Source organism: Thalassotalea agariperforans (assembly GCF_053470345.1).
The window spans coordinates 152,940-178,087 of the sequence record NZ_JBQMWH010000008.1 but is presented as its reverse complement, the minus strand read 5'-3'; the positions used below and the strand labels follow the sequence as shown (position 1 = coordinate 178,087).

Sequence of the window (25,148 nt, the reverse complement as noted above, 5' to 3'; positions counted from 1 at the left end):
AATTCACGCATTTGGAATAAGCAAACAACGTTCATTCTGCTTTGCTATCACTAAAAATAGCCTATTGCTGAAAATATAAACAAAGAGCAACAGACCCTAGATTAATGCTTAACTCAGCAATTAAACTTTACGAACAATTTGTTGATGTAAGCGCATTAACATGTAATCACGCTCTTTGTTCCAATTTAACTCATCAGCTAATGATTTAATTGAGTCAGTCACTTGGTTAACAAACTTACCGTAAGTTTTATGAGTTTCATCAAACTCATCAGCAAAGTACACTAAACGGATGTTATCAACTAATTTATCTGATTCATAAAGCGAAACAATATCCGTAGCATCATTTTTAGGATTAAAACCTAAAGAAATGATCTCGCCATTAAATTTAGTATTTTCACCTTCATCATAACGAACGATCACAGAATTACCATTAGCGATCATAGCAGCATGAGTTAAGTTATGTTTAGCTGCCGAGCTTTTAAAAGCGGTATCAACCTTCTGGTAAATTTTTGCAAAAATATCATCAACACTGTAATCCAAATCTTCGCCTTTTAATAAGCGTCGAGTCATAGGAATACTAACAATTGCGTAAGTGATAAAGTTGTGTTTCCCTTCAATCTCATAACCTTGTTGTAAATAACGAGCAGAAATTTCTCTAAAGGTATGAGTAACACTTTCTTTTCTGCCTTTTTCTTTAGCAAAAATATCATAAGTTAAATGCTGGTGGTCACGCATTTTTAACGTACCTTCAGCTAAACCAATACGTTTAGAAATTTCTTTAACCGCTTTATGCACCTTGCTATGAAACTTACCTGAATTTACACGCAGTTCATCACCTGTGGCTAAAAATAAAAACTTCACTTTTGTTGAGCGGTGAGCGCCATCATAATAACCTTTAAAGGTAGAATTATGTAATGGGCTATAAAAGAAAAAAGATTGTTGTTCAGTGTGTAGAACTTGCTGTTCTTCACTGTGTCTTACTCTAACTAAACGGCTATTAGCAACAAAATTAGCATGTGGAATGTTACACTCTTCTACAACGTCAAGCGCTAGTTTAGCCAATTTTTGATAGAATTTTTGGTAAGGCTTTTCAGCTGTTAAGTCAATATCACCAACAACCAGTTTAATTAGCTCATCGGTAAGGGGCATTTCCGCGATAACGTATTGATTATCACGCGCGTCTTTCGGTACATAAACTTTTTCAGAAGCGCGGCGTTTGCGAAGTATTGAGCCTGTTCTCATATTATTCCTCTCTTATTCAGTTAGCTAATTTAATGCACTAACCATTTGTTACTGAGTTAATGATATATAATTCCGATTATATATCTCAACCTATGTTATTTTTGTGACATGTCCATCGGTTTTATACTATTGTTAAAACCTTATAACTCAATACTATATAAGAAAAAACTATAAATGAATACGACAATTATCATAGTTTCAGTATTTAACATTATTTTTTTTGTAAAAAATGTATAAAAATCATTATATAGCGAAGGTTATTCTTGGTTTAGCATCTTTCGACGTATCGATACGTGCTTTACAAATTAATAACCGTGATGAAGCAATATTATGATTATTGATCATATAGTTTTTAAATGTTTTAACCCTTGCCACAGATAAGCTGTGTAGTTCTTCATTTTGTTTGGCATTATCAAGTTTTTTACCTAACGGTAAACCAATATCTTCAGGTGTTGATATAGGGCAAAGCTTAAATTCTAAATCATCTTTATCTTTTAACAAGGCGGCAAACTGGTCAAGAAATTCTTGTTGCTCTGGTTGTAAATCTATTTTAGTTACAGGATAAACTAAATCTTCAACTCGTACTTTTAACGCAAATTCCCCTGCAGACATCGCAATTTTAACCACTTGCGCATACGGTACAAAAGTAGTGATTAAATAATCTTTTGCCGCTGACATCGTTGCTTGTTTAACTAATAAGGTTAATAAGCCAGAAAAACCAAACGATGGATCGTTAATATCGCCCGTTAACGGTAAGTTTAATTCAACATTACCATCACTATCTTTTAGCATTCCTAAAGCAACGTTAAAAGGAACCGAGGTTTTTGTGACTTTTTCTTCATCTTGCTCTAACACTTTAAATTCTACTTTACGTAATAAAACATCCGCATCACCCGATAATTCAGTGCCTTTAACATTAACATCTAACGCTAAATCAAAATGGCCACTGTCGATCTCGAACTGTAAAGCATCTTTAATATAACTAGAAATATCAGGTAAATTGACTTCTTTGAAATGACCAACTAACTGATAGGTAGGTACGGTATTAAAAGGTGTAATATGCGCAGTAAAGTCAAAATGCTCATATTCATTACTTTTTCCTTTTAAGACAATTTCACTAGTTAATGCCGGCTGCTGACTATCTAACTTGCTTACCGTGAAAGTATTGATCACAAAATTGTGGTGGTAATTGGGTTTAATACTACGATCGTGGAAGTCGATAGTTGCAGGCGTTGCTAAAGCAAACGAAGCAAGAGAAAAATTAAACGCAGGTGTTGTCTCAACCTCAGTTGCTACTGGTTTGGCTTCACTATCTTGTTGCGGTGTTGTTTCAGATTTTTCATCAACCTGAGATTCACTAGCTGCCTCATCTGTTGGTAATGGGATTAAGTTAACTAACTGTTTTTCTTCATCAAGCTCAGCTTTCACTACCAAGTCAGATAATAAAACCTGCCCTATGGCAACACCTTGTTGATCAAGTTCAATAGTATCAATGTGAAGATCAGATAACCGCGTTAATGGTAAAACGTCATCAGCAAGATTATCGGAGACAAGCAAAGAGGTTAACTTAAGATCAGCAAGCGATATTTGGTAATTAGCAACATCAGCTTCATTACTAACGTTAATGTTAGGAATGGTTAAACTTTCAAAACTAGCTAATGCTTGTTCTTCATCAATAACTGAAATCAATAATTGCTTAATGTAATAACTAGCCTTACTACTAACGGTAATATTATCAGGTGATAAAATATTGATCTGGGTATTTTTAGCTTGTACTTTTTGCTCAACTAACGATAGTTGGTAATCTTGGTACGCCAAAGCTAAGTTTTCCAATAACAAGACGTGATCTTTAATGGTAAGACTGACTTTTTGTTGCTCATCAATGTTAACGAGGGTATTAAAGTTAAGGCTTAGATCACCAGCAAGCTTATCTTCTGGCTTAGGTAAAAACCCTTGGAAACGGTTTAAATTTAATCGCGTTAAAGCAAAATCTAGGTTTATTTTCCCTTGCTGATTGTTCAATTCAACTAACGCATTAATTAACAGTGGCGCATCATTAATTTCACTGTTGATAACAACATTTAAACTTTGCTCAGTCATTGAGGCAGAAAGATCAGACAAACCTAAGTGGTTAAACTTAACGTTATGAGCTTGCTCATTAATTTGAATATTAATTTCTGCATTGGTTAAATTAAATTGTGGTAATACTACTTTATAAGCTAAAGGTGCCGCCGTAGTATCAGCTGGTAATTCTTCTTCTGGTAATTGTGCCCCGGTATTATCAGCATTATCTTCCTGTTCAGCCGGCAGCTTAAAACCAGCAACAGTATTACCTTGCTCGTTAATATCAACCGCGATAGTTAAACCATCAATATCAAACTCTGAAATATATACCGTATCAAATAATAATTGATATAAACGCACTTCCGCATTTAATGATTTTAATACCAGTGAAGGTTCATCTTGTGACTTTTGATAAAGCGCTAGATCATGAATTGTTAAATGATGAATAAACGGGTTGTAATAGATACTCGTTTCATTGCCTAACCTTACATCAAGCTCGTCTAAAGCATTTTGTATAAAATGACTGGCAACCAAAGGAGAAACTAACCAAATTATGCTAGCTATGGCCACATAAACAATCAGTATCCATTTCATTACTACTTTAAATTTATTGAGCATAACAACCTTAATTCACTAAAAAAATTAACATGAGAAATTGAAAATCATAATAATACAATTACTAAATAACATGAACGGAATATTGAAAAAGAAGTAAAAAAGTAGATTTAAAAACAAGAAGTAAACAGTGAAATTTAGTGACGATATTTGAACTAATACCAAGATGAGCAATAAAATTAACAATTAAAGTACTAATTTCAAGCACTAATTAAAGTAATAGTTAATCTGAATTCAGGGAAAAATGATAAGCAGTAATTGACGATAAAGATGATTTCATTTTATTGAAATGGTACCCGGGGCCGGACTTGAACCGGCACGCTGTTACCAGCGAGGGATTTTAAATCCCTTGTGTCTACCAATTCCACCACCCGGGCATAGCTATCAAACGATAGGGGTAAGTTTTTTTATAGTAGGGATTGGCCCCCCTACTTCTACATAACAAAAAATGTTATTTACCTAATTATAATAAAACCTTGCTTATTATAATTTGGAGCGGCTAACGAGACTCGAACTCGTGACATCTTCGTTGGCAACGAAGTGCTCTACCAACTGAGCTACAGCCGCTTCGTAGAACTTTGTCAGCTTTTATAAAGCTATTACTTAAATGGTACCCGGGGCCGGACTTGAACCGGCACGCTGTTACCAGCGAGGGATTTTAAATCCCTTGTGTCTACCAATTCCACCACCCGGGCAACGAGTAAGTACTTTTTTATAGTAGATATTGGCAACCTACTTAACCTTTTGCCATGATTTAAAATACATGGCAGATACAAATAGTATCTTAAACTTGGAGCGGCTAACGAGACTCGAACTCGTGACATCTTCGTTGGCAACGAAGTGCTCTACCAACTGAGCTACAGCCGCTTCATAGAGCGTATTAAATTTGGAGCGGCTAACGAGACTCGAACTCGTGACATCTTCGTTGGCAACGAAGTGCTCTACCAACTGAGCTACAGCCGCTTCTTGTATTCAATACTATTTACACAATATTAAAACTAAATTCTATCTACACTTTCAAAGTGAAATGGTACCCGGGGCCGGACTTGAACCGGCACGCTGTTACCAGCGAGGGATTTTAAATCCCTTGTGTCTACCAATTCCACCACCCGGGCAAAATGGAGGCGGGTCCCGGAGTCGAACCGAGGTCCACGGATTTGCAATCCGCTGCATAGCCATTCTGCCAACCCGCCGTATTTCAACTTTGAACTGGGTGTATTCCTTTAGAATTTGGAGCGGCTAACGAGACTCGAACTCGTGACATCTTCGTTGGCAACGAAGTGCTCTACCAACTGAGCTACAGCCGCTTCTTAAATTGACTCCCTGTCAACTGGGGACGCATTCTACATTGAAATCCTGTTGAGTCAACCCTTTAATTTCAATTTTATTTTAAGTGGTTAAAAAGCGTCTAATCTGTTGATTTTTTCACTTAACTGCTCAAAATAAAACCTAATTTTTCGCTTTAAGCTCTGGCCAAGCCGCTTTGAAATATTCAATCATTGACCAAACGGTTAAAACGGTAGCAACGGCGTAAAAAATATAAGCCGCATAATTAATAATTTCATGAGGTAGATAAAATAAAATTAATGGAATGTCGTAATCCGGTTGCCAAATCAAGCCCATGATCCCTAACATTTGTGCCGCTGTTTTCCATTTACCTAAATTTGATACCGCAATAACATTTCTGCAACCACGTGATGACATAAATTCACGTAACGCACTAATAAAGATTTCTCTGGAGATCATAATGGCCGCTGGCACAGTAACATACCATAACTGGTAGTCTTCAATTAACATGGCTAAAGAACACACCACCATCAATTTATCTGCCACAGGATCAATAAAAGCACCAAAGGCTGACGATAAATTCATTTTTCTTGCTAGATAGCCATCAAGGGCATCACTGATTGACGCCAACCAAAAAACCGCAAACGCCCCAAAATGATTCCAAGAAATGGGAAGATAAAAAACAATAACAAAAACAGGGATCAAGATGATCCGAAACATAGTTATTTGATTAGGAAGAGTCCACATAGATTATTTCTACAATACCGCTAAGATTTTCGCTTAATTCTACACATGTAAAAAAAGCAAGCAACTTTAAATCATGTTAACCAAGCTCCACAATATTGTGATCACAACCAATTTACTCTTGATGTACCGCGTCATAAATGGTTTGTGCTAAATTTTCACTAATACCGGGCACTTTTTTTAACGTGTCTAAATCCGCTTTGATCACTTCTTGTAAGCCACCTAGGTACTTTAATAACGCCTGACGTTTTTTCGCTCCAATTCCTGGAATTGATTCTAAAGTTGAGGTTTTAGCATGCTTTTGTCGTTTCGCGCGATGACCGGCAATAGCAAAGCGATGTGATTCGTCACGAATATGTTGAATAAGATGCAGTGCAGGCGAATTATTCGGTAGATTAATTAACTGATGACTACCCGCTAAAATTAGCGTTTCTAAACCAGGTTTTCTTGATTCCCCTTTGGCAACACCAACTAATAACGGTATGGATGCAACTGGTAGTTCATTAAAAAAAGCTTCCGCTTTTGATAACTGCCCTTTGCCACCATCAATAAAAACAATATCTGGGAAGTTGTCACTGTTAACGGCTTTGCCATAACGTTTGTTTAAAGCAAACTCCATAGCGGCATAATCATCCCCTGGTGTGATGCCATGAACATTATAACGGCGGTATTCACTTTTTAGTGGCCCGTTAGGATCAAACACCACACAAGAAGCAACGGTTTGTTGCCCCATGGTATGGCTAATATCAAAACATTCCAAGCGCGTAATTTCTTTTGGTAATTCAAACAGCTCATTAAGGGCCTGAAAACGTGCCTGTACCGATTCTCGGTGACTATTTCGGCTAATTAAGGCCGTTTCAGCATTGGTATTAGCAAGTTTTAAATATTGGCTACGCTCTTTTTTTACTTTGCTCGAAAATTTTACCTGTGTTTGTGCTTGTTCCGATAAAATCGTCATGACATCATCAAAATCATCTAACGCACAATTGGTAACAAACTCTTTCGGAATATGCCGTTCAGCCATCGTACTGCCAATGTAGTGTTGGCTGATAAAAGCTTTAATAATATCTTGCTCGGTCGAATCACTGGGTACCGATGGGAAAAAACTTTTGCTGCCTAATATTTTAGTTTCTCGAATATAAAGGACATGCAAACACACTTGTGAGTTAATCCGGTGAATACCAACAACATCTAACTCTGAGGCAAAGCCACTAACATATTGCTGCTGCTGAACTTTCCGTAAAGTGGCAATTTGGTCTCGTAACTTTGCGGCTTTTTCAAATTCAAGTAATTGGCTAGCTAGATCCATTTTATCAACCAAAGCTTCAATTACCGCTGAACTTTTACCACGTAGGAATAACTTGGCAAGACTCACTTGTTCAGCATAGTCATCGTCAGAAATTTTATTAACACAAGGTGCTGAACAACGCCCTAATTGATATTGTAAACAAGGCCGTGACCTAGCCCGATAATAACTGTCTTCACATTGGCGAATTGGAAAAAGTTTTTGCATTAAACGTAAACTTTCCCAAACAGCCCCTACCGTACTATAAGGCCCAAAGTATTCCCCTTTAACTTTTTTACTACCACGATGAACACCTAATTTAGGATGTTTATGATTGGTCACTAAAATGTAAGGGTAAGATTTATCATCACGTAATAATATATTGTATTTAGGCTGATATTTTTTTATGTAGTTATTTTCTAAAATCAGTGCTTCAGATTCGGTATGGGTTACCGTGACATCTATCGCAAGTATTTGTTTAACTAAAGCGCGGGTTTTATTACTACCAACATCTTTTCTAAAATAGCTACTTAAGCGTTTTTTTAATTGTTTCGCTTTACCCACATAAATAACCTGCTGTTGTTTATCATACATACGATAAACGCCCGGTTGCTCGGTAACAGAAGCTAAAAAAGATTGATGATCAAAGCTTTCAGGTAAATTATCAGACATAACATTAGCATTAGAATCTAGCGAAGCGGCTTGTTGTGCTACCGCCGCTAAAGGTGAAGATTTATTTTCAGACAAAAGTTTCAGCCGTTACATTTTTTCAGTATTGATCATGCCATGGCGGATCGCTAAATGCGTTAATTCAACATCATTAGAAATATTTAATTTTTCAAACATACGATAACGATAACTATTGATAGTTTTTGTACTCAGCATAAGTTGCTCTGAAATATCAGGCACTTTTTCACCACGAGTTACCATCATCATTATTTGTAATTCACGTTCAGATAACGAATTAAATGGGCTTTCATCGGAACTTTTAAATTGACTAAGCGCCATTTGCTGAGCAATTTCAGGCGTTAAATAACGTTGACCACTGTTTACCGCTTTAATGGCGTTGATCATTTCATCTTGGCCAGCACCTTTAGTTAAATAACCTGAAGCGCCAATTTGCATAACTTTTGTTGGTATTGGATCTTCGGTATGAACCGTTAACACGATTACTTTTGTGTCAGGCGAATAGCGCAATATTTTTTTAGTTGCTTCTAAACCACCAATCCCCGGCATATTCATATCCATTAACACAACATCTGGAGCGCTTTTTCGACAAAACTGTACCGCTTCTTCACCATTTTGGGCTTCACCGATAACTTTTAAGCCTTTAACATCTTCAAGGATGCGTCTTATTCCTGTTCTGACCAACTCATGATCATCAACGAGCAAAATATTAATCAATGTCTTCTCTCTTGTATGGTTAATAACCATCAAATATCTGCTATACAAGGTAATAACCTACCTTGAAATCTGTGCTGAGAATATCTGATATTGTTATATAAAGGCAATTATAATTCGTTTTTATTAAGCCAATTATTTAATAAGCCAATTTGTCCATTTTTATAGGCGGCATAAGTTAACCGAATAGCATTACTTAAGATAACACTATCATTCCAATTGGTTTGTTCAGCAATTAATTTATAACAGGCCTGAGCCTCTGGGGTTAAGTAACCACGATGCTCTTTTTTACCCTGTGATTTTTGTTTTTCTCGAAAACGTTTTTGCTTTTCAGCATTGCTCAATGGCACTTTTTTTTCGGTCATTGTTACGCTCTTTTGATGCTTAGACAGATAATTACCTTAATATGGTTACGCATAACCAGAAAAAATGCAATATTTTCCTGCATAATACTTGTTTAGTGTACAAGTGTTCGCTAAAGTAGCGCCCATTAAATAAATGTACAAAGTGAAGTGTCATGCAACAAAAAAATTCTTATACGAAAGAAGAGCTAATTCAGTGTGGTAACGGTGAATTATTTGGTGAAGGTAACTGTCGTTTACCTATCGATAACATGTTAATGATGGACCGTATTACGGTGATCAATGACGATGGTGGTGACCATGGTAAAGGTAAAATTATTGCCGAACTAGATATCACCCCTGATTTATGGTTTTTTGATTGTCACTTTAAAGGTGACCCTGTAATGCCTGGTTGTTTAGGATTAGATGCTATGTGGCAATTAGTCGGCTTTTTCTTAGGTTGGTCTGGTGGCCCAGGCTTTGGTCGTGCTTTAGGTGTCGGTGAAGTAAAATTCACTGGCCAAATTTTACCAACCTCGAAAAAAGTTACCTTCGAATTAGATTTAAAACGTGTGATCAAACGTAAATTATTTATGGGTATTGCAGACGGTAGCGTGGCTGTTGATGGTAAAGTAATTTATACCGCCAAAGATTTAAAAGTAGGTTTATTTACTGATACCTCTGCTTTTTAATATAACTTATCAGCTTAGTTATATTGACTTGTGTGTTAGCCCTTAATTAATACTAAGGGCTAACATAGCGTTTTATTTATACAGTCCATGCTGTCTATCGGCTATGGCCTCTCGCCAGCCACCTAACCACTCTGATTTAACTTCGACATTATTATAAGGGCAATTTTCTTTTGAACGTCCTGCAATGCCAGCTTGATAACCTTTGGCATGTGCCCGATCTTGGCGATCACGTTTTTGCCGTTTCATCATAAAATAATTCTCCATTTTGTTAATATATAACTACTGCTTAGTTTAAATATGATTAGCTATTTTCTTTTCCCAAATTCGGGTTAAATAGGTTATTAATCCGAGTTCAGGTTTATTACTAAAATTAAAAAGCAGTAAGCTCACTGAGTCAGTGACCTTTAACAAATAGACAAGAGAGATTTAAATTGCAATGTTAACATTTAAGAAAATTTTAACTGATTGATCATCTGATAAATTTAATTTTTCTGTTGGTATAAAAAAACGCTCAAATGAGCGTTTTTTTATATACCTTATCTATTACAACTTTATTTAAAACGGCGTGCTACCGAAATAAAGCCCGAGAATAAAATTAATAACCATGAAAATGAAGCGCCTTGGCGTTTAGTTAACTTACCTTCTTCAGCATCACAGTTAACAATTTCACCGGCGATAGGCGTTAATTTAACGGCTTTTAACACATCTTCATAAACAATGTTACCATCATCGTCTAATTCGATTTCACCTTGAGCATTACGACTTTCCACTTTTTTCACCGCTGTTGCCGTAATTTCATTTAAGTCGTTAATGTCTTTAGCTTCAATAATTTCATAACCTAAATTACATTCTAAAAAGTCATTAAGGTTCGTTAAGGTGGCAGTATTAATATCGTATAAAAAACCATTGCGGCGTCTAGGATTACCTGAGCTGTCCGTATGATTTTCTACTTCCGCATCACCAACTATAAAGCCATTTTCATTAATGGCTCTGGCAGTGCTTGAGCTACCATTAAAAAAGCCTGTTGGCATTACCATTTCTAAATCGGCTTTATTGGTGTCGATATAATAAAACTGCGTTCGTGAATCACCTAAAATGTTTTTAGTAACATAACCTACGGCAATACCACTATCATTAATATCGTTTGCTCGTGAGTTATAAAACTCTGAGTGATCATCGGTAAAATCAATCACTTCGCCGTCTTTATAAATAACCGCGTAATTTAAAACAGGTTCATCTATTTTCGGGTTAGTAACAGGCTCTTCTAACGTCTCTTGAAACCAGCCAGTAGAATAACCTACAGCCACACCTGAGCTATTAATTGCGGTAGCATAACTGGCGTGCAAACGGGTATCATCAACATGTGGGGTAATCAATTGACCTAATATTTCACTATCAATAACATTACCATTATTATCAAACGTCCATTTAAAGGCATTTAAATAATATAAACTACCTCTAACCCCTTCAATACAAGAATTTTGTTGAATTACATTAGATGCGTCAGACAAACATGTGGTTTCAATACCATTTAGAATTTGCTCGTTATAAGCAATACTGGCATAACCCACAGCAACTTGGTTACCATCAACTTCAGCCATATCTAATATTGCCGAAACACCACCATATAAATTAATCGGTGATTCAACAGGTATAATAGTAGTACCGTTATCCACCGATACATAAGCTTTTAAATCAAATTCAGATAACCAATATGTTGATACAGTATCAATATCAGAGAAGCTATAAGGTAAATGTGGTGCAGAGCCACTACCGTACAACCAACCATTACTTGAAATACCGTTTAGGTAATCTTCTGTTGAACGAGTAAGCGATGGAAATTGTAATGAGAATGGCTTATCCCAAACATTTACTTGTTGGGCACCTGTGCCTAAATCAACAAAAACAGACTGATCTTCAATTTGTTGGTAAGTCAAATTACCTTTATGAAGTTGTAAATAAGTAACTGATAATGCGAGATCGTTTGCCGTTGGCGTACCCGACAAATAAGCTTCTGGATCTTCTAAAAAGCCAAGAGTATTACCATTATAAGAGAATGAATAATAAATATTACCGGCACTATCTTGCAATAACACTAAATCATTAAACAAATACTGGACAATAACAGGGTAATTATAAGAACTGGTGGCTGACACTAAATATTCTTGGCTATTACCATTTTGAAACTGACCATAAGTATACTTATGAGAACTAACTTCAGTGATCGGCTCTATTTTATATTGAGCAGCTTGTACTGCGGAAATACTCATCGCACCAAAAATACTTAACGCGACGATAGATTTTACAAATTTTTTCATTTAACTTCTTAGCTCTTATCTGCGGTTATAATTCATCAAGCTCTTGCCAGCGGCTAAAAGCGATCTCGAGTTCAGACTCTAATTGTTGTAACTGGTTCAAAACTTTCTGTGTTACTTCGGCATCTTGTGAGAAAAAGTCAGCGTCATTTACTTGTTCTTGTAATGTACTGATCTCATCTTCTAACTGTTCTAGCCTTTCTGGCAAAGCTTCTAATTCTTTGCTTTCTTTAAACGAAAGTTTTCTTTTTTTCACTGCAACCGGTTTAACAACAGCAGGTTGTTGTTTAGGCTGGGTATTCGATTTTTTATTAATTTCTTTGTCGATAGCCTGCGCATCTTTATTTTGCTGTGCTTTTAACGCAAGGTAATTATCAATATCATCATAACCACCAACAAATTGTGAAATATGGCCAGAACCATCAAAATATAAACTACTGGTCACACAATTATTAACAAAATCACGATCATGGCTGACTAAAATAACAGTCCCATTATAATTAGCAACTACTTCTTCAAGTAACTCTAAAGTTTCTATGTCTAAGTCGTTGGTTGGTTCATCGAGGATCAACAAGTTACTAGGTCGTAAAAATAACCTAGCTAACAACAAGCGATTCTTCTCACCACCTGATAATGCCCGTACCGGTGTTCTAGCGCGCTTAGGGCTGAATAAAAAGTCTTGTAAATAACCTAAAACATGGCGAGTTTTACCGTTTACCGTTACCTCTTGTTTACCATCAGCAACTATATCTTGTACCGTTTGATTGATATCAAGCTGCTCTCTGTGCTGATCAAAATAAGCCGTATCAAGGTTAATGCCTAATTTAACTTTACCTTCGTCTGGGTTTAATTTACCCATAATTAATTTTATCAGCGTTGATTTACCGGTACCGTTTGCCCCAATAAAGGCAATACGTTCGCCACGCGTAATTAATAAATCAAGGTTATTGATAATTTTTTTATCGTCAAAGGCAACATATAAGTTATTCCCTTCAAAGACAATTTTTCCTGAGCGATCGCCACTTGAAACGTTAATATCGCCTTGTTTTTTCACTTCACGACGTTTTGAACGTTCAACTCGTAACTTTTCTAACGCACGAACACGTCCTTCATTACGTGTTCTACGTGCTTTAATACCTTGGCGTATCCATACTTCTTCTTCCGCTAAACGTTTATCAAACAGTGCATTTTGTTGTTCTTCAACTTGTAGATCATGCTCTTTTTGAGCAATGTATTCATCATAATTGCCCGGATAGGATTTTAATGTGCCGCGGTCTAAATCAACAATACGGGTAGCTAGTGAACGGATAAACGCCCTATCATGGCTAATAAAAATGATAGTTCCGTTATAGTTTTTCAAAAATTGCTCTAACCAAAGCACGCTGGCAATATCTAAATGGTTAGTTGGCTCATCAAGTAATAAAACATTTGGCTCGGTAACTAAAGTTTTAGCGAGCGCCAATTTACGTAACCAACCACCTGATAAATCTTGAATATTATCATCAGGATTTAAGTTTAAAGTACTTAATACTTGTGAAATTCGCTGCTCATCAGCCCACGCATTGGCTTGCTCAAGTTTTTGCTGAACATCCGATAAAGCTTCAAGATTTTTTTCACTAGGATCTTCTGTGATCAAGGATATTAAGTGATGATATTGCTGCAATAACTTGGCATTTTTTTCAACACCTTGCGCAACATAGTCAAAAACACTCGACTCAAATGACTCCGGTGGATCTTGCTCTAAAATTCCTAAGCGAACATTACCAGAAATTAATAAACTACCATCATCAAGCTGTTGGCGCCCCATTAATACTTTTAATAATGACGATTTACCAGCACCATTTTTACCAACTAAACAAACACGCTCACCTTGGCTAACACTTAAGTCACTTTTATTTAAAATGTGATCTTCGCCAAACGCTAATTCCGCTTGGGCAACTCTAATTAATTCCATTAAAATCGATTCTCTTTTATTACTTATTCATTTATTAACAAAAATACTAATTGCGCTTTAACTATTAATAAATGTTTGAATTTGTTCGCGATTAAAGGGCCAAAACAATTGTTGACCACTTGTTAAATTTTTTAATACCGGAATATGCACACCATATTGTTCAACTAAATTTTCATCATCAACAATATCAACTACGGTCATTTTCTCAGCAAGAATAGGAAAACATAATTCATGGGCTTGTTCACATAAATGACACCCCTCTGAACTGTATAAATGAAATAACGCCATTTAGTTACCTATTCTCCTATCGTTTTTTATTTGCTATTTACAAACCACCAAATTAACTACGGGTAATTTGCCAACTATTATGAATATGAATATTACGTTTAAAATCTTGATCGCGAGTGATCTCGCTCATTGGTTTTGCAGTTAAACCTAAGCGCTCTAATGCTTCAAAATCCATTTTAAATTTACGTTTATTATTGGTAAAAATAATTTCACCACCAGGGGCTAAACTCGGCAAAGCATCGCGTAATACCTCAAGGTAATCACGCTGAACATCAAAGCTGTCTTCCATGCGTTTAGAATTAGAAAATGTTGGTGGGTCAATAAATACAACGTCATACGCTTGTGTATTTTTCTTTAACCATTCTAAACAATCAGCTTGAACAAATTGATACTGATCACCGGTGAGGTTATTTAACGCAAAGTTATCTTGTGCCCAAGCTAAGTAAGTTTTCGACATATCAACCGTAGTAACAGCACTTGCGCCATGTAAGGCAGCTTGTACCGAAACAGAGCCGGTATAGGCAAATAAATTAAGCAAGGTTTTACCTTTTGCTTTTTTAGCAACAATTTGACGCGTTTTACGGTGATCTAAAAACAAACCGGTATCTAAGTATTGCCACAAATTTACTTTCAGTTTGGCGCCATATTCATGCACCACCATTGATTGATCAGTTTGTGTTAATTTTTGATATTGATTATTGCCCTTTTGTTTTTGACGGGTTTTTAATACCACCTTATTAGTGGCAATATTTAACACCTTAGGTGCCCAATAAATCACTTCTTGAATACGTTTAGCCACAGTTTCTGCTGGAATATTGGCAGGGGCAGCATATTCTTGAATAACTAAATGATCTTGATAGATATCAAGAGCTGCATTGTATTCCGGAATATCACCATCATAAATACGGTAACATTCAATATTCTCTCGTTTTAACCAAGATTTTAGCCCTTTTACGTTCTTTTTAAGACGGTTCGCAAATGCTGAATCTTGTTTAGCAAATTCGCTATTATCATCGCTGCCTTTACTTATTTGCTTTTCATCAATTTTATATAAAGCTAATTGACAATCTAACGGGCCATTTTTTAATTTATAGCGTTTGAAACTGGCTAACTTTAATAACGACAATATTTCTATGTTATGGGTAAAAATTGCAATCTGCCAATCAAGAAACTGCTGTTTAAATGTTTTCCCTAAAATATCAAAGGTTTCAATTAATTCAGGTAAGTCACCAATACGTTCACCGTAAGGTGGGTTAAACACCATGTAACCGGGTATTTCAAAACCATTTTTAAGTTTGTTAGCATCACGACACTGAAAATCAATAAATTTAGCAAGGCCTGCAAGCCCTGCATTTTGACGAGCCGTTTTAATCACACGGCTATCTAAATCATAACCATATAAAGACAAACTCAGTTGTGCTTGCGCCGTTTGGCCAATAATTTTAGCCTCGCTCAGCACTTGTTCAAATAAAGCTTGATCGTGCATTGGCCAGTAAGTAAAGCCCCAGCTTTCTCTGTCTATACCGGGAGCATGTTTTGCCGCCATAGAAGCCGCTTCAATTAAAATGGTGCCTGAACCACACATGGGATCAAGTAACGGCTTGTTAGTATCTTTTAACCAGCCCGACCGAATAATAATTGCCGCCGCTAAGTTTTCTTTTAATGGCGCTGCACCTGAATCTTTACGATAACCCCGTTGAAACAAGCCTCGACCAGAAAAATCTAAATAAAAAGTGGCAACTTGACGTAATAAACGCACTTGAAAACTGATGTCGGTATGTAACTTATCTACTGATGGGCGTGGTTCACCTTGATCACGAAAATGATCAACCACCGCATCTTTAACAGTTAAACCACCAAATTGGGAATTGCGGATCTCATCACTTTTTCCGACAAAATCAATAATAAAGGTTTCTTGTGAGGAAAAATGTTCAGACCATGGTATTTCTGACGCTGATTTATATAGCGCGTCTTTATCTTGTGCATCACCCTCGCCAAGTTTTAATAAAATACGAGTAGCTAACCTTGTCCATAAAGAAATTTTATAAGCGAGTGCTAAATCTGCGTCAAAATAAACACCTTCAGGTTTTTGCACAACGTGCAAAGCGCCTAAATCTGTTAATTCGTCTGCAAGTAAAATTTCAATGCCAGGAGAAGTTAATGCTAAAAATTGATACATGAAAAAATTCCAGATAAATAATTGCCGCCGATTATAAACAAAGACGTTACTTACTTATATAGTAATCAAAGTAAAAGCTGACTTATCTAGCAATAAATTACCTAAGATGATTGATATAATCGAAAAAGTGCCGACAAATACAACAAATTGCTGATGTTTTAACCCAACAGTAAAAAACTTAACAAAACAGGTTGCAAATTGCGATGAGTATCCTTAAGATACGCATCGTTTTCAGGAGACGGAAACATTTCGGTAGTATAACGAAACAAAACTTATACTGGCTTGTTTAAACATGTTAATTGTTTAAACCATTCGGACGCGGGATGGAGCAGCCTGGTAGCTCGTCGGGCTCATAACCCGAAGGTCGTCAGTTCAAATCTGGCTCCCGCAACCAATTCTTTACAATATTAGAATTAAAACAAATATTAGGTTACGGATGTACGACCTTAGGTCGTCAGTTCACTCTCTTCAAAATAGTGGCTCCCGCAACCAATTCTTAAGTTTGAATTAAAACAACTTGGCTTTCCTATTTTTTATAGGTCATTCGGACGCGGGATGGAGCAGCCTGGTAGCTCGTCGGGCTCATAACCCGAAGGTCGTCAGTTCAAATCTGGCTCCCGCAACCAATTCTTATACAACCACAATTCTTATTTGTATCTAATACCATATCCGCCTTTATGTTTATGTACGACCTTAAGTCGTCAGTTCACTCTCTTCAAAAATAGTGACTCCCGCAACCAATTCTTTATTTTCATCTAATACCAAATCACCCTATAAGTTTATGTACGACCTTAGGTCGTCAGCTCACTCTTTACATTAATAATTGTCTCCTACAACCATTTCTCTACCTTATTATCATCAAAGTAAACATTAGGCTTATTAGCAATTCACCTATAGAAGTTAACCTGATAAATTATTTGAAAAAGTAAGAAGAAGGTATTTTGATATAACTTTAGATTTATGAATACAGCAGCACGGTATTCTTAAATCATGAAACGTATGTAATTCCCTACCACTAAATTAATGATAGGAAATTACACAGTATTGGTGACAAGCCTTAGTTATTTTTGAATTTCGTGTAATAACAATACACTCGGTTCTGTAATTGTACCGTGAGCGCGATCTCGGTTACCTGGTTGACTTTGCCATGATAAATAATATTGCTTACCTTCTGGGCTTAAATCCCCCTGTCCTTCAAATACATGGTGCTCTAGTACGTTATCTGGGCTGGTGTGAATATGGCTATTCGCGGCTGATGTTTTGGCCTCAATTTGTGGTGGGTAAAGATCTGCTTTTTCTACACGAATAGTTTTTAATGTTTTAGCATCTAAAACAAAACGCATAACATCATCATATTTTCTAACCATCACGCCAAGTGTATTGCTATCAAGTATTTCAGGCGAATAAGGTTTTACAGCAAAACGCCCAAGTGAACCATGACCTGTAAAATCCCAACGAAAGTCTTGCCAGTTACTAATTTGAACACTATTCCAAGCTGACTTTTCACGGCGAACCACATGCATTTGTGTGTTACCTTGGCTGTCATATTTATGATAACTGATCATAGGTTGCCCTTTTTGATCAAATCCTAATTTTACATTACCGTTGATCATGCCACCGCCCGCAGGTACAGGATCAACCACTTCCGTATGAGCCAATGTCAGTGGTAAAGGTAATGGCTTACCATTTGAGTCTTCCCAATGCACTAAATCTTCACTCCGCGCATACGACAAACTGTGATTGGTGTCTGCACTTGGGGTATTTCGCCAAACCCAAATTAAATGAAACATGCCATCTGGCCCTAATGTTGGCCCTTCAAAGTAGCCACTCATTTTACCTTCACCATCTAAAAATTGATTAGCATGAAGACGTGACCAACGCTTAGTTTTAGTATCGTAAATGTTATAAATTTCGTTACCATTACCACTGCCACCATCACGATATTTAACTAACAGCTGTCCTTTTTTATTGCGCATAAAAATAGGATAGGTCATTCGTTGTTCTATTGTTTTATCAACCATAACAGGTTCACGTTTAAGTGAACGAACGTTGTAGGGTTCGCTGCTGCGGAAATATTCTATTGGATCCGCGTGCATATTCCCCATTACATGAATATAACCTTCAGCGTCAATTTCTAAGGTAACGTAATTATGGCTATCCCAACCTAACCAGCTATCTACTTTATAATAGCGCCATGGGGCTCGCCCTTCTCGGTAAGCAACCGTCATTTGTCGGTTGGCATCAAAATAAGCAACAAACTGATGTTTACCACGTGTTAATAAAAAAGGTTTAATTCGATGACCCGACCAAACATGGTCTATGGCAATTGTATTAAAGTCATCTGTTGCTTTGTTGTTGTCTGTTTTTGCCGTTGTTAAACATGAGAACAACAAGGTTGTCACTATTAACAGCCATAAGCTTTTGGCTTTTTTATTCAAATTTATATTGTTAAAAATATAGTTCATCTAGATTAATTTCCCGCTCTTTAAAAATCTACTGGCTTAAGTAGAACACCCATAAACATGTACTAAGGAAACAGTAGTTTCGTTACCTTGGTACGGTGATAAAATTAAAATTTTGCGCTTAATTTAGTGGCATTATTGTGCAATTCGATAATCATAAACATAAATAGGCGATGCTTTCCCGTGTACACCACCTTCAGGAGCTCGATGCCAAAGGACACTGACCATGCCATTAGCTAACAAGCTGAGATCCCATGTAATGTAGCCCTGTTCAATTTTGCTAGGCTTACCGATTAATGCCGGTAAATTAATTTGCTGCCAATTAGCAAAATCATTATCTCGGGTTGCATAATAAATACTGGCGTCACTTCTACCTGCAAACGCAAATAATGTATCGCCGATGAAAGTCATGGTGACATCTGAAGCTGAAAAATTGGAAATTTTCGTATGCCAATCACCATTAATATCACGAACATAATGATGTACTTTAGAGGCACCATTGACGCTGGTTTTGTGTTCAAGTAACACATGATATTCACCGGTTTGTTTATCAATAGCAGAAGTATGTGAAACATTAGATGGCATTAAAGTAGTAGGAATGTGAACAACTTCAGCCCCTTTAGTTTCAACTGAAATGGTTTCGCCCTTATTCGTATTGGCTAATAACTTACCGTGTGTACTAAACCAAGTGCTACCTTCATCTGTACTGTAGCTATAGTACATGCCATGATTACAGTCGCGGCCACCATCCGTGCCGCCAATATTACAATTGATGGCTCGTTCTCTAAACAACCAACTTAAATGCATAACACCATTATTATCTATTTTAGGGCCACCAGCTGAATACGGTCCGCGAGTACTCGGTTCTTTATTGCCCTTAACATTATTGAAAAAAGTGCCTTCACGCGATGAAACACGACGAACAAATAACCATTTACTTTGTTTTGCATCATAACGGGCAATTTGCATTTCACCTTTAACTGCACCACCGTTACGGTAATACAATAATAAATTTCCGCCAGGAAATTGATGAAATGTAGGATAAGTTACACTATTGATAATATCGCTGTTAAAGCCTAGGTTTTTGTTAAAATTAAAAACCTCATCATTCCAATCAACTGATTCAGGATCATCGGCAACACCTTTAGCTGTGTGTGCATAATTAATACGGGAATGATTATGATGATCAAAGGCAATATGAATCACCCCATCACCTTTAGAAATGGCAATTGTTTGTCTGTTATGAGCATCATCAGAAGTTAACCGATAAGCAGGCAAAGTAGCATGTTGCCAATCATCGGTACCGGCTTTTCTTCTGGCAACCACAACTTCACCAAAAAAATCTCCCGGCCCACCTTGGTTTTTAGCTGTGTAATAAATAGCATATTGATAACCTTTATAAGTCACCGCTTGAGCGCCTAATGGCCCAGTAAAACGTACTTTGCCATTTTTGGCGCGGTCACTACCGTCAGAATTATGTGATTGGCTAACTAATAAAGATGAATTTAATAACACAGGTTCTGCTAATAATTTAAGTGCGGCACCTTGTTTCGTTTCTGCGAATACAGGCTTAGCTAGCAAAGTAGTTAAAAAGCTAACAGTAAAGAATATTAGATAAGGTAAAAATTTCATGTACTGATCTCGTTTATTAATAATGATCGGCTAATATTTTAAGATTCGATAACGCTTTAATACGGTTATCAAGTGTTTGCTCTGCATCAACGGCAATCCAATTAAGTTGCTCAATTAATGCGTATTTTTTATCATCTGACACACTAATACCGTAGTCATTAAGTTGTAAATTTAAAAGATTCACCCCTTGATAACTTTCATCGGTATCATTCGATGCCATCAAACGCTGAAGCTGCTCAAATATATCAGTATTATGTGGCTGTGCTTTTATCATGGTCTCAATAGCTAAGCCCCTAATTTCAACGTTGTGATGAAATTGAGCAAGCTCCTGTAACTCATTAAATGAATCGGTGATCATTAAGGGATCATTGTTGGAACTGATATGCGCTAAAAGGTTTTTAAGTACTTCTTCATTACTTTCTGTCTGTAATAAAAATTGCACCAACATCGTTTTATCTGATGTGTTTTCATGCAACATTAACAAGCTAATGCCGGCTTTTTTATCTAACGTACGAGAAGATGATAGTAATTTGTCAACCGCACTTGTTCTAGTGTCGGCATTGGTATCACTGAGTGCACGCAATAAAAATGCACGCTGTTCGCCTTGTTCAAGGCTGCTAATTTGCTTTAAAACAGCATTAAATACATCGTCACTCTCATTAATATCTTTCGCGGCCTGATCTACAGATAATTCAGACAAGGTCAATGCTTCTTGCTCAGATACAGCATTATGCAAAAGGATTTGCCAGTTATCTAATACCTGATTATTTTGCTCTGGCAAATGAGTGTCGGGTTCATTTGTTTCAAATTGGGCGATGACTATCGCTGAATTATCTACTTGTTCACTAAGGTAAGATTTAGGATCACTATTTTGCCGTTCAATTTGCACATCATAGTCGGAATGAGGCTCAAAACTTGTTTGTTGCTTTGACTTACTCTCAATCTCAACAACTGAAAAAACAACGAGCATTATTAATGAAAAAATAATGCCGAGTATAAAAGATAAACGATCAAAACTGGCTAACATCACATAACTCTCGTAAACATAATTCTCACAAACATAATTATCGTTAACATAACTCTCTCACACATAATATTTAACCTGAACTCGGGATAAGAAATTAGCTAACTATATGAAATACATATATTTTGATGTTTTCTCAATTCTAGCTTGATGTTTTTTCTTAGTACAAGGCAAATTTAAGCGCCAATAGCGAGCCTATTGCAATTAAATTTAACGCAGTAATAAGGAAAAACAGCTGCTAGAAAGCAAGTTGTTATCCCGAATTCAGGTTATTTACCCCTAGCGCTGGCATATATGTTAAAAGCCCCAATAATGGGGCTTACCAAAAGATTAATTACGCTTATTGTTAGAAACGTTTTACCCATTTATCTAATTTTGAAAAGGTATTGTTGGTAATGGTATCTCCCGTCGTATTACGGCCATCTTCAGCACGAGTTACCACGCCCCAAGTCGTAGTATCAGCCTCACGAGAACCAACACCGGTAATACCTTTGATAGTATTCCCCGACACTAAATTAGTGCCTTGTACGCCATTTAAGGCAATACCTTCATACTGTTGACCATATATATTAATCGGGTTTGAAGAACCACCCACTTCGGCACCTAACTTGGTAATATTATTGCCTGTAATAGTGACATTATTAGCACGTTCAACACTTATTGGGCGTACCGCTTCGGTAACCGTATTATTTAAAATTTTAACATTAGTGGCCGTCCAACCATCGTAAACACGTTTAATACTTAAACCAACAACCACATCTTTCATATTGTTATTGTTCATTTTAATATTATCTGCACCACGCTTGCTGGTAATGCCATCATAAGCACGTTCAACATAATTATTACTCATAGTGAAATGATCACCATATTGACCGTTATCACCACCGGCAGAAACATAAATAGCGGCATCACGAACACCATAAAAACTATTGTTACGTATGGTCGCTTTTGTTGTACCTGTCATTAAAATACCGCTGTCACCACCTGCTAAATAAAACGGATCAGTGCTATTTTTTGTACCTGTAAAGGTAATGTTTTCAATTAATAATTCGCCAACTTTATTGGTGTTATTACTATTGTTGGCACCGCGTATTGATAAAGCATCGGCTGTTTTTTGTGTACCTTCTCGGCCTGCCGGTGTTTTAGAGGTAATAGGCACAACTTGAGATACTTTTGCGTTAGCCATATTGAAACTACCACCTTTCCAGGTAAAGTCAGCTAACACACCCGCACTATTACATTCATTTGATTTAGTTGTATGCGCATCAAAACTAAACATATCGCCATCAAGATTTGAGGTAGCAATAAAATTAGCGCTGGTAGCATCAACAATTAAATCTTTTTTCAAATACACTTTAATATCACTACTAATATAAAAAGTACCGGTTATCCGTAGTGGTTTTCCGGTATTAGTCGCTTGTTGTAGTGCGTCTTTTAATAAACTGCCATTACCATTTGGATTAACTGGATCACTGGTGCAATTTGCTGCCTGAACTAGGCTAGATGAAGCCATTAACCCAAAGGTTAACGTTGTACCAATAAGCTTGTGGAGCTTGTTTGTCATATTTTTTCCCCGATTATTTATTTTTATTTATTATTACTATGTGGCTCTAATTGCCACTGTGTGAAGTATTATTATTTAGTAACTCACATACTTTATTAACTTGCCCTACACTGTTTATTTTGTTTTTATGCAGACCAATAAAACCCAATATCAACCAAAATAAATCAAAAATCAACATATCTTTATATAAACCCTTCACGCGCGTAATAATGAAATGCCTTATTTATCTTGTTACATACCGTTTAATCAACATAAAACAACTAACTCAGATAGCTTAAAAAACAGTAAAAAACCAGACGCAGCATATTTTTAATGTGGTTATCTAGATAACCAATCACTAATTCAATTACAAACAGGATATATTGCATAAGTAGCCAACTTAATGCATTATTAATCACTAAAAATATAAACTCGTAATAATTACCTGAAACATTAAAGTAAGTTGATGGCAAATGTTTTTATGAGTGGCTATAACATATACCCTCATCCTAATGGTTAGGTTGATGATATTTACCTTGGATAATACGATGGAAAAAATCGCCTTTGTAATGACCTTATTACCAGGTCATGAAGCAGAATATGAAAAAAGACACGATGAAATTTGGCCAGAATTAATAACCGCTTTAAAAGCAGCTGGTGTATCTGACTATTCTATTTTTCATGAAAAATCGTCAAATAAATTATTTGCGGTATTAAAACGCACGCAAGATCATAGTATGGATGACTTGCCATTAGAGCCTATTGTGAAAAAATGGTGGGCATTTATGGCTGATATCATGGAAACGAATGAAGACAACTCTCCTGTAGTTACCCCTATCGATATGGTATTTCACTTAGAATAAGCCTTGTTATTTAACAACGCTTTTCACAAATAAGAAACTTAAGCCAGTTATTGTGTGCGATAACTGGCTTTTTTATAACTAAATATAACTAACCTAAAGTCGGGATAACTAAAATACGGTCATGTAAAGGGTCGAAAAATACTTGTATTGATAACAGGCAAAGCTTAACAAAGGTGTTTTAACCTTCCGATGTCTAAAACTGAACTAGCAACAAAAAAGTGATTAAATTTGACTTTAGGAAAGCTTATTGACTGTAACATAAAAATAACATTAACCATTTAAAATATAATGAAAAATATAAAGTTTAAAGACAAACAAACAACTAAAACAGCTCATAAAACAACACAGACTATAAACAAAAAGATTGGATCTGACCATTAATGATCTTATTATATCGATAACTATAATTTATCAGTCAAACATCAGGTACTACATGAAAAATAAATTAATTATCGCTAACTGGAAAATGAATGGCGACATCAGCTCAAACGAACAGTTACTCAATAAAATTGTCAGCTTTAGTGACAATACAGCATCAACTGATATTGTTATTTGTCCACCGGTGATCTACTTTTCCCAAGTAAAATATCTTATTGAAGGCAGCAATATCCAGCTAGGTGCACAAAATGTTTGTACTGAACTTAAAGGTGCTTTCACCGGCGAAACATCTGTGGCTATGCTGAACGAATTTGCTTGTAAATATACTTTAGTTGGTCATTCAGAACGTAGAACGCTTTATAAAGAAAGTGAACAAGAAATAGCACAAAAAATTACCCAATTAGTTAATGCGGGTCAAACACCAGTTTTTTGTATCGGTGAAACCCTTGAACAACGTGAAAACAATGACACTAACACGGTGATCATCAGCCAAGTTCAAAATATTATTGATATGGTAGGTTTAGAGGTATTTAAAGCTGTTGTTATTGCTTATGAGCCTATTTGGGCTATTGGAACAGGTAAAACCGCTTCAGCTGAGCAGGCACAAGAAATTCATCAGCTGATCCGTTCATACTTAAACAAATTAGACGCAGCATTATTTAGTAATACCGCTATTTTGTATGGTGGTAGTGTTAATGAAAACAATGCTAACGAATTAATAGGCCAACCAGATATTGATGGCTTCTTAGTCGGCGGAGCGTCATTAAAAGCAGAAGCGTTTGAACAAATATGCCGCAGCGGTCAAACAGCCTCAGCATAAAAGTAAAAAAGTAAAAACA

General features: G+C 36.3%; 18 protein-coding genes and 10 tRNA genes. 5 read left to right on the top strand and 23 right to left on the bottom strand.

Going from position 1 to position 25,148, the window contains the following annotated elements; translation table 11 throughout:
- Positions 1-120: 120 nt before the first annotated feature.
- From ACSLUO_RS12205 to ACSLUO_RS12140, 14 genes are all read right to left on the bottom strand, one after another.
- Positions 121-1,242 (bottom strand): DUF3083 family protein, encoded by a 1,122-nt coding sequence (locus tag ACSLUO_RS12205; RefSeq protein ID WP_448248813.1) that lies wholly within the window; start codon positions 1,240-1,242, stop codon positions 121-123.
- A gap of 243 nt (positions 1,243-1,485) precedes the next feature.
- Entirely contained in the window at positions 1,486-3,924 is a 2,439-nt protein-coding gene (locus tag ACSLUO_RS12200) for a DUF748 domain-containing protein (RefSeq protein WP_448248811.1), read from the bottom strand.
- A gap of 287 nt (positions 3,925-4,211) precedes the next feature.
- A tRNA-Leu gene (locus ACSLUO_RS12195) sits at positions 4,212-4,298 on the bottom strand.
- A gap of 114 nt (positions 4,299-4,412) precedes the next feature.
- Positions 4,413-4,488 (bottom strand) — tRNA-Gly (locus ACSLUO_RS12190).
- 41 nt (positions 4,489-4,529) lie between these two features.
- A tRNA-Leu gene (locus ACSLUO_RS12185) sits at positions 4,530-4,616 on the bottom strand.
- Positions 4,617-4,712: 96 nt separating this feature from the next.
- Positions 4,713-4,788, bottom strand: a tRNA-Gly gene (locus ACSLUO_RS12180).
- A 20-nt stretch (positions 4,789-4,808) separates the two neighbouring features.
- Positions 4,809-4,884, bottom strand: a tRNA-Gly gene (locus tag ACSLUO_RS12175).
- 65 nt (positions 4,885-4,949) lie between these two features.
- Positions 4,950-5,036, bottom strand: a tRNA-Leu gene (locus ACSLUO_RS12170).
- A gap of 4 nt (positions 5,037-5,040) precedes the next feature.
- Positions 5,041-5,114 (bottom strand) — tRNA-Cys (locus ACSLUO_RS12165).
- A gap of 38 nt (positions 5,115-5,152) precedes the next feature.
- Positions 5,153-5,228: transfer RNA gene (locus ACSLUO_RS12160), tRNA-Gly, on the bottom strand.
- Between the two features lie 142 nt (positions 5,229-5,370).
- Positions 5,371-5,955 (bottom strand): CDP-diacylglycerol--glycerol-3-phosphate 3-phosphatidyltransferase, encoded by a 585-nt coding sequence (gene pgsA / locus ACSLUO_RS12155; RefSeq protein WP_448248809.1) that lies wholly within the window; start codon positions 5,953-5,955, stop codon positions 5,371-5,373.
- Positions 5,956-6,067: 112 nt separating this feature from the next.
- Positions 6,068-7,909 (bottom strand): excinuclease ABC subunit UvrC, encoded by a 1,842-nt coding sequence (gene uvrC / locus ACSLUO_RS12150; protein ID WP_448248818.1) that lies wholly within the window; start codon positions 7,907-7,909, stop codon positions 6,068-6,070.
- 87 nt (positions 7,910-7,996) lie between these two features.
- On the bottom strand, positions 7,997-8,641 hold the full coding sequence (gene uvrY, locus ACSLUO_RS12145) for a UvrY/SirA/GacA family response regulator transcription factor (RefSeq protein WP_448248816.1): 645 nt from the start codon (positions 8,639-8,641) through the stop codon (positions 7,997-7,999).
- Positions 8,642-8,748: 107 nt separating this feature from the next.
- Positions 8,749-9,003 (bottom strand): hypothetical protein, encoded by a 255-nt coding sequence (locus tag ACSLUO_RS12140; RefSeq protein ID WP_448248807.1) that lies wholly within the window; start codon positions 9,001-9,003, stop codon positions 8,749-8,751.
- 152 nt (positions 9,004-9,155) lie between these two features.
- On the opposite strand from ACSLUO_RS12140, the gene fabA reads away from it, so the two are divergent.
- Positions 9,156-9,671 (top strand): bifunctional 3-hydroxydecanoyl-ACP dehydratase/trans-2-decenoyl-ACP isomerase, encoded by a 516-nt coding sequence (gene fabA, locus ACSLUO_RS12135; RefSeq protein WP_448248805.1) that lies wholly within the window; start codon positions 9,156-9,158, stop codon positions 9,669-9,671.
- A gap of 72 nt (positions 9,672-9,743) precedes the next feature.
- Here the strand turns inward: fabA and rmf are convergent, their stop codons facing one another.
- From rmf to rlmKL, 5 genes are all read right to left on the bottom strand, one after another.
- Positions 9,744-9,917, bottom strand: a complete 174-nt coding sequence (rmf, locus tag ACSLUO_RS12130; protein ID WP_448248815.1) for a ribosome modulation factor — start codon at positions 9,915-9,917, stop codon at positions 9,744-9,746.
- A gap of 305 nt (positions 9,918-10,222) precedes the next feature.
- Positions 10,223-11,989 carry a DUF3466 family protein gene (locus tag ACSLUO_RS12125; RefSeq protein ID WP_448248803.1) on the bottom strand — a complete coding sequence of 589 codons (1,767 nt, stop codon included), beginning with the start codon at positions 11,987-11,989 and terminating at the stop codon, positions 10,223-10,225.
- A 25-nt stretch (positions 11,990-12,014) separates the two neighbouring features.
- On the bottom strand, positions 12,015-13,940 hold the full coding sequence (uup, locus tag ACSLUO_RS12120) for an ATP-binding cassette ATPase Uup (RefSeq protein WP_448248801.1): 1,926 nt from the start codon (positions 13,938-13,940) through the stop codon (positions 12,015-12,017).
- A 57-nt stretch (positions 13,941-13,997) separates the two neighbouring features.
- Positions 13,998-14,228, bottom strand: coding sequence for a glutaredoxin family protein (locus ACSLUO_RS12115; protein WP_448248799.1), 231 nt, complete (start codon positions 14,226-14,228; stop codon positions 13,998-14,000).
- Positions 14,229-14,280: 52 nt separating this feature from the next.
- Positions 14,281-16,407 (bottom strand): bifunctional 23S rRNA (guanine(2069)-N(7))-methyltransferase RlmK/23S rRNA (guanine(2445)-N(2))-methyltransferase RlmL, encoded by a 2,127-nt coding sequence (gene rlmKL, locus ACSLUO_RS12110; RefSeq protein WP_448248798.1) that lies wholly within the window; start codon positions 16,405-16,407, stop codon positions 14,281-14,283.
- 317 nt (positions 16,408-16,724) lie between these two features.
- On the opposite strand from rlmKL, the gene ACSLUO_RS12105 reads away from it, so the two are divergent.
- Positions 16,725-16,801, top strand: a tRNA-Met gene (locus ACSLUO_RS12105).
- A gap of 155 nt (positions 16,802-16,956) precedes the next feature.
- Positions 16,957-17,033, top strand: a tRNA-Met gene (locus ACSLUO_RS12100).
- Positions 17,034-17,468: 435 nt separating this feature from the next.
- Here ACSLUO_RS12100 and ACSLUO_RS12095 read toward each other — a convergent pair.
- From ACSLUO_RS12095 to ACSLUO_RS12080, 4 genes are all read right to left on the bottom strand, one after another.
- Positions 17,469-18,872, bottom strand: coding sequence for a BNR repeat-containing protein (locus ACSLUO_RS12095; protein ID WP_448248797.1), 1,404 nt, complete (start codon positions 18,870-18,872; stop codon positions 17,469-17,471).
- 132 nt (positions 18,873-19,004) lie between these two features.
- Positions 19,005-20,501, bottom strand: coding sequence for a BNR-4 repeat-containing protein (locus tag ACSLUO_RS12090; RefSeq protein ID WP_448248796.1), 1,497 nt, complete (start codon positions 20,499-20,501; stop codon positions 19,005-19,007).
- Positions 20,502-20,517: 16 nt separating this feature from the next.
- On the bottom strand, positions 20,518-21,528 hold the full coding sequence (locus ACSLUO_RS12085; protein WP_448248795.1) for a hypothetical protein: 1,011 nt from the start codon (positions 21,526-21,528) through the stop codon (positions 20,518-20,520).
- A gap of 343 nt (positions 21,529-21,871) precedes the next feature.
- On the bottom strand, positions 21,872-23,089 hold the full coding sequence (locus ACSLUO_RS12080) for a right-handed parallel beta-helix repeat-containing protein (protein ID WP_448248794.1): 1,218 nt from the start codon (positions 23,087-23,089) through the stop codon (positions 21,872-21,874).
- Between the two features lie 527 nt (positions 23,090-23,616).
- On the opposite strand from ACSLUO_RS12080, the gene rhaM reads away from it, so the two are divergent.
- Both rhaM and tpiA read left to right on the top strand, forming a co-directional pair.
- Positions 23,617-23,931 (top strand): L-rhamnose mutarotase, encoded by a 315-nt coding sequence (gene rhaM, locus ACSLUO_RS12075; RefSeq protein WP_448248793.1) that lies wholly within the window; start codon positions 23,617-23,619, stop codon positions 23,929-23,931.
- Between the two features lie 433 nt (positions 23,932-24,364).
- A complete protein-coding gene (tpiA, locus tag ACSLUO_RS12070) occupies positions 24,365-25,129 on the top strand; it encodes a triose-phosphate isomerase (protein ID WP_448248792.1) in 765 nt (254 codons plus the stop codon).
- Positions 25,130-25,148 lie beyond the last annotated feature (19 nt).

Bases quoted from the DNA above. Each gene is read 5' to 3' on its own strand.
- ACSLUO_RS12125 (WP_448248803.1), bottom strand. From the start codon at position 11,989: ATGAAAAAATTTGTAAAATCTATCGTCGCGTTAAGTATTTTTGGTGCG.
- ACSLUO_RS12085 (WP_448248795.1), bottom strand. From the start codon at position 21,528: ATGTTAGCCAGTTTTGATCGTTTATCTTTTATACTCGGCATTATTTTT.
- ACSLUO_RS12095 (WP_448248797.1), bottom strand. From the start codon at position 18,872: ATGAACTATATTTTTAACAATATAAATTTGAATAAAAAAGCCAAAAGC.
- ACSLUO_RS12205 (WP_448248813.1), bottom strand. From the start codon at position 1,242: ATGAGAACAGGCTCAATACTTCGCAAACGCCGCGCTTCTGAAAAAGTT.
- pgsA (WP_448248809.1), bottom strand. From the start codon at position 5,955: ATGTGGACTCTTCCTAATCAAATAACTATGTTTCGGATCATCTTGATC.
- rmf (WP_448248815.1), bottom strand. From the start codon at position 9,917: ATGAAACGGCAAAAACGTGATCGCCAAGATCGGGCACATGCCAAAGGT.
- ACSLUO_RS12090 (WP_448248796.1), bottom strand. From the start codon at position 20,501: ATGAAATTTTTACCTTATCTAATATTCTTTACTGTTAGCTTTTTAACT.
- ACSLUO_RS12080 (WP_448248794.1), bottom strand. From the start codon at position 23,089: ATGACAAACAAGCTCCACAAGCTTATTGGTACAACGTTAACCTTTGGG.
- rhaM (WP_448248793.1), top strand. From the start codon at position 23,617: ATGGAAAAAATCGCCTTTGTAATGACCTTATTACCAGGTCATGAAGCA.
- tpiA (WP_448248792.1), top strand. From the start codon at position 24,365: ATGAAAAATAAATTAATTATCGCTAACTGGAAAATGAATGGCGACATC.
- rlmKL (WP_448248798.1), bottom strand. From the start codon at position 16,407: ATGTATCAATTTTTAGCATTAACTTCTCCTGGCATTGAAATTTTACTT.
- fabA (WP_448248805.1), top strand. From the start codon at position 9,156: ATGCAACAAAAAAATTCTTATACGAAAGAAGAGCTAATTCAGTGTGGT.
- ACSLUO_RS12115 (WP_448248799.1), bottom strand. From the start codon at position 14,228: ATGGCGTTATTTCATTTATACAGTTCAGAGGGGTGTCATTTATGTGAA.
- ACSLUO_RS12200 (WP_448248811.1), bottom strand. From the start codon at position 3,924: ATGCTCAATAAATTTAAAGTAGTAATGAAATGGATACTGATTGTTTAT.
- ACSLUO_RS12140 (WP_448248807.1), bottom strand. From the start codon at position 9,003: ATGACCGAAAAAAAAGTGCCATTGAGCAATGCTGAAAAGCAAAAACGT.
- uvrC (WP_448248818.1), bottom strand. From the start codon at position 7,909: ATGTCTGATAATTTACCTGAAAGCTTTGATCATCAATCTTTTTTAGCT.
- uup (WP_448248801.1), bottom strand. From the start codon at position 13,940: ATGGAATTAATTAGAGTTGCCCAAGCGGAATTAGCGTTTGGCGAAGAT.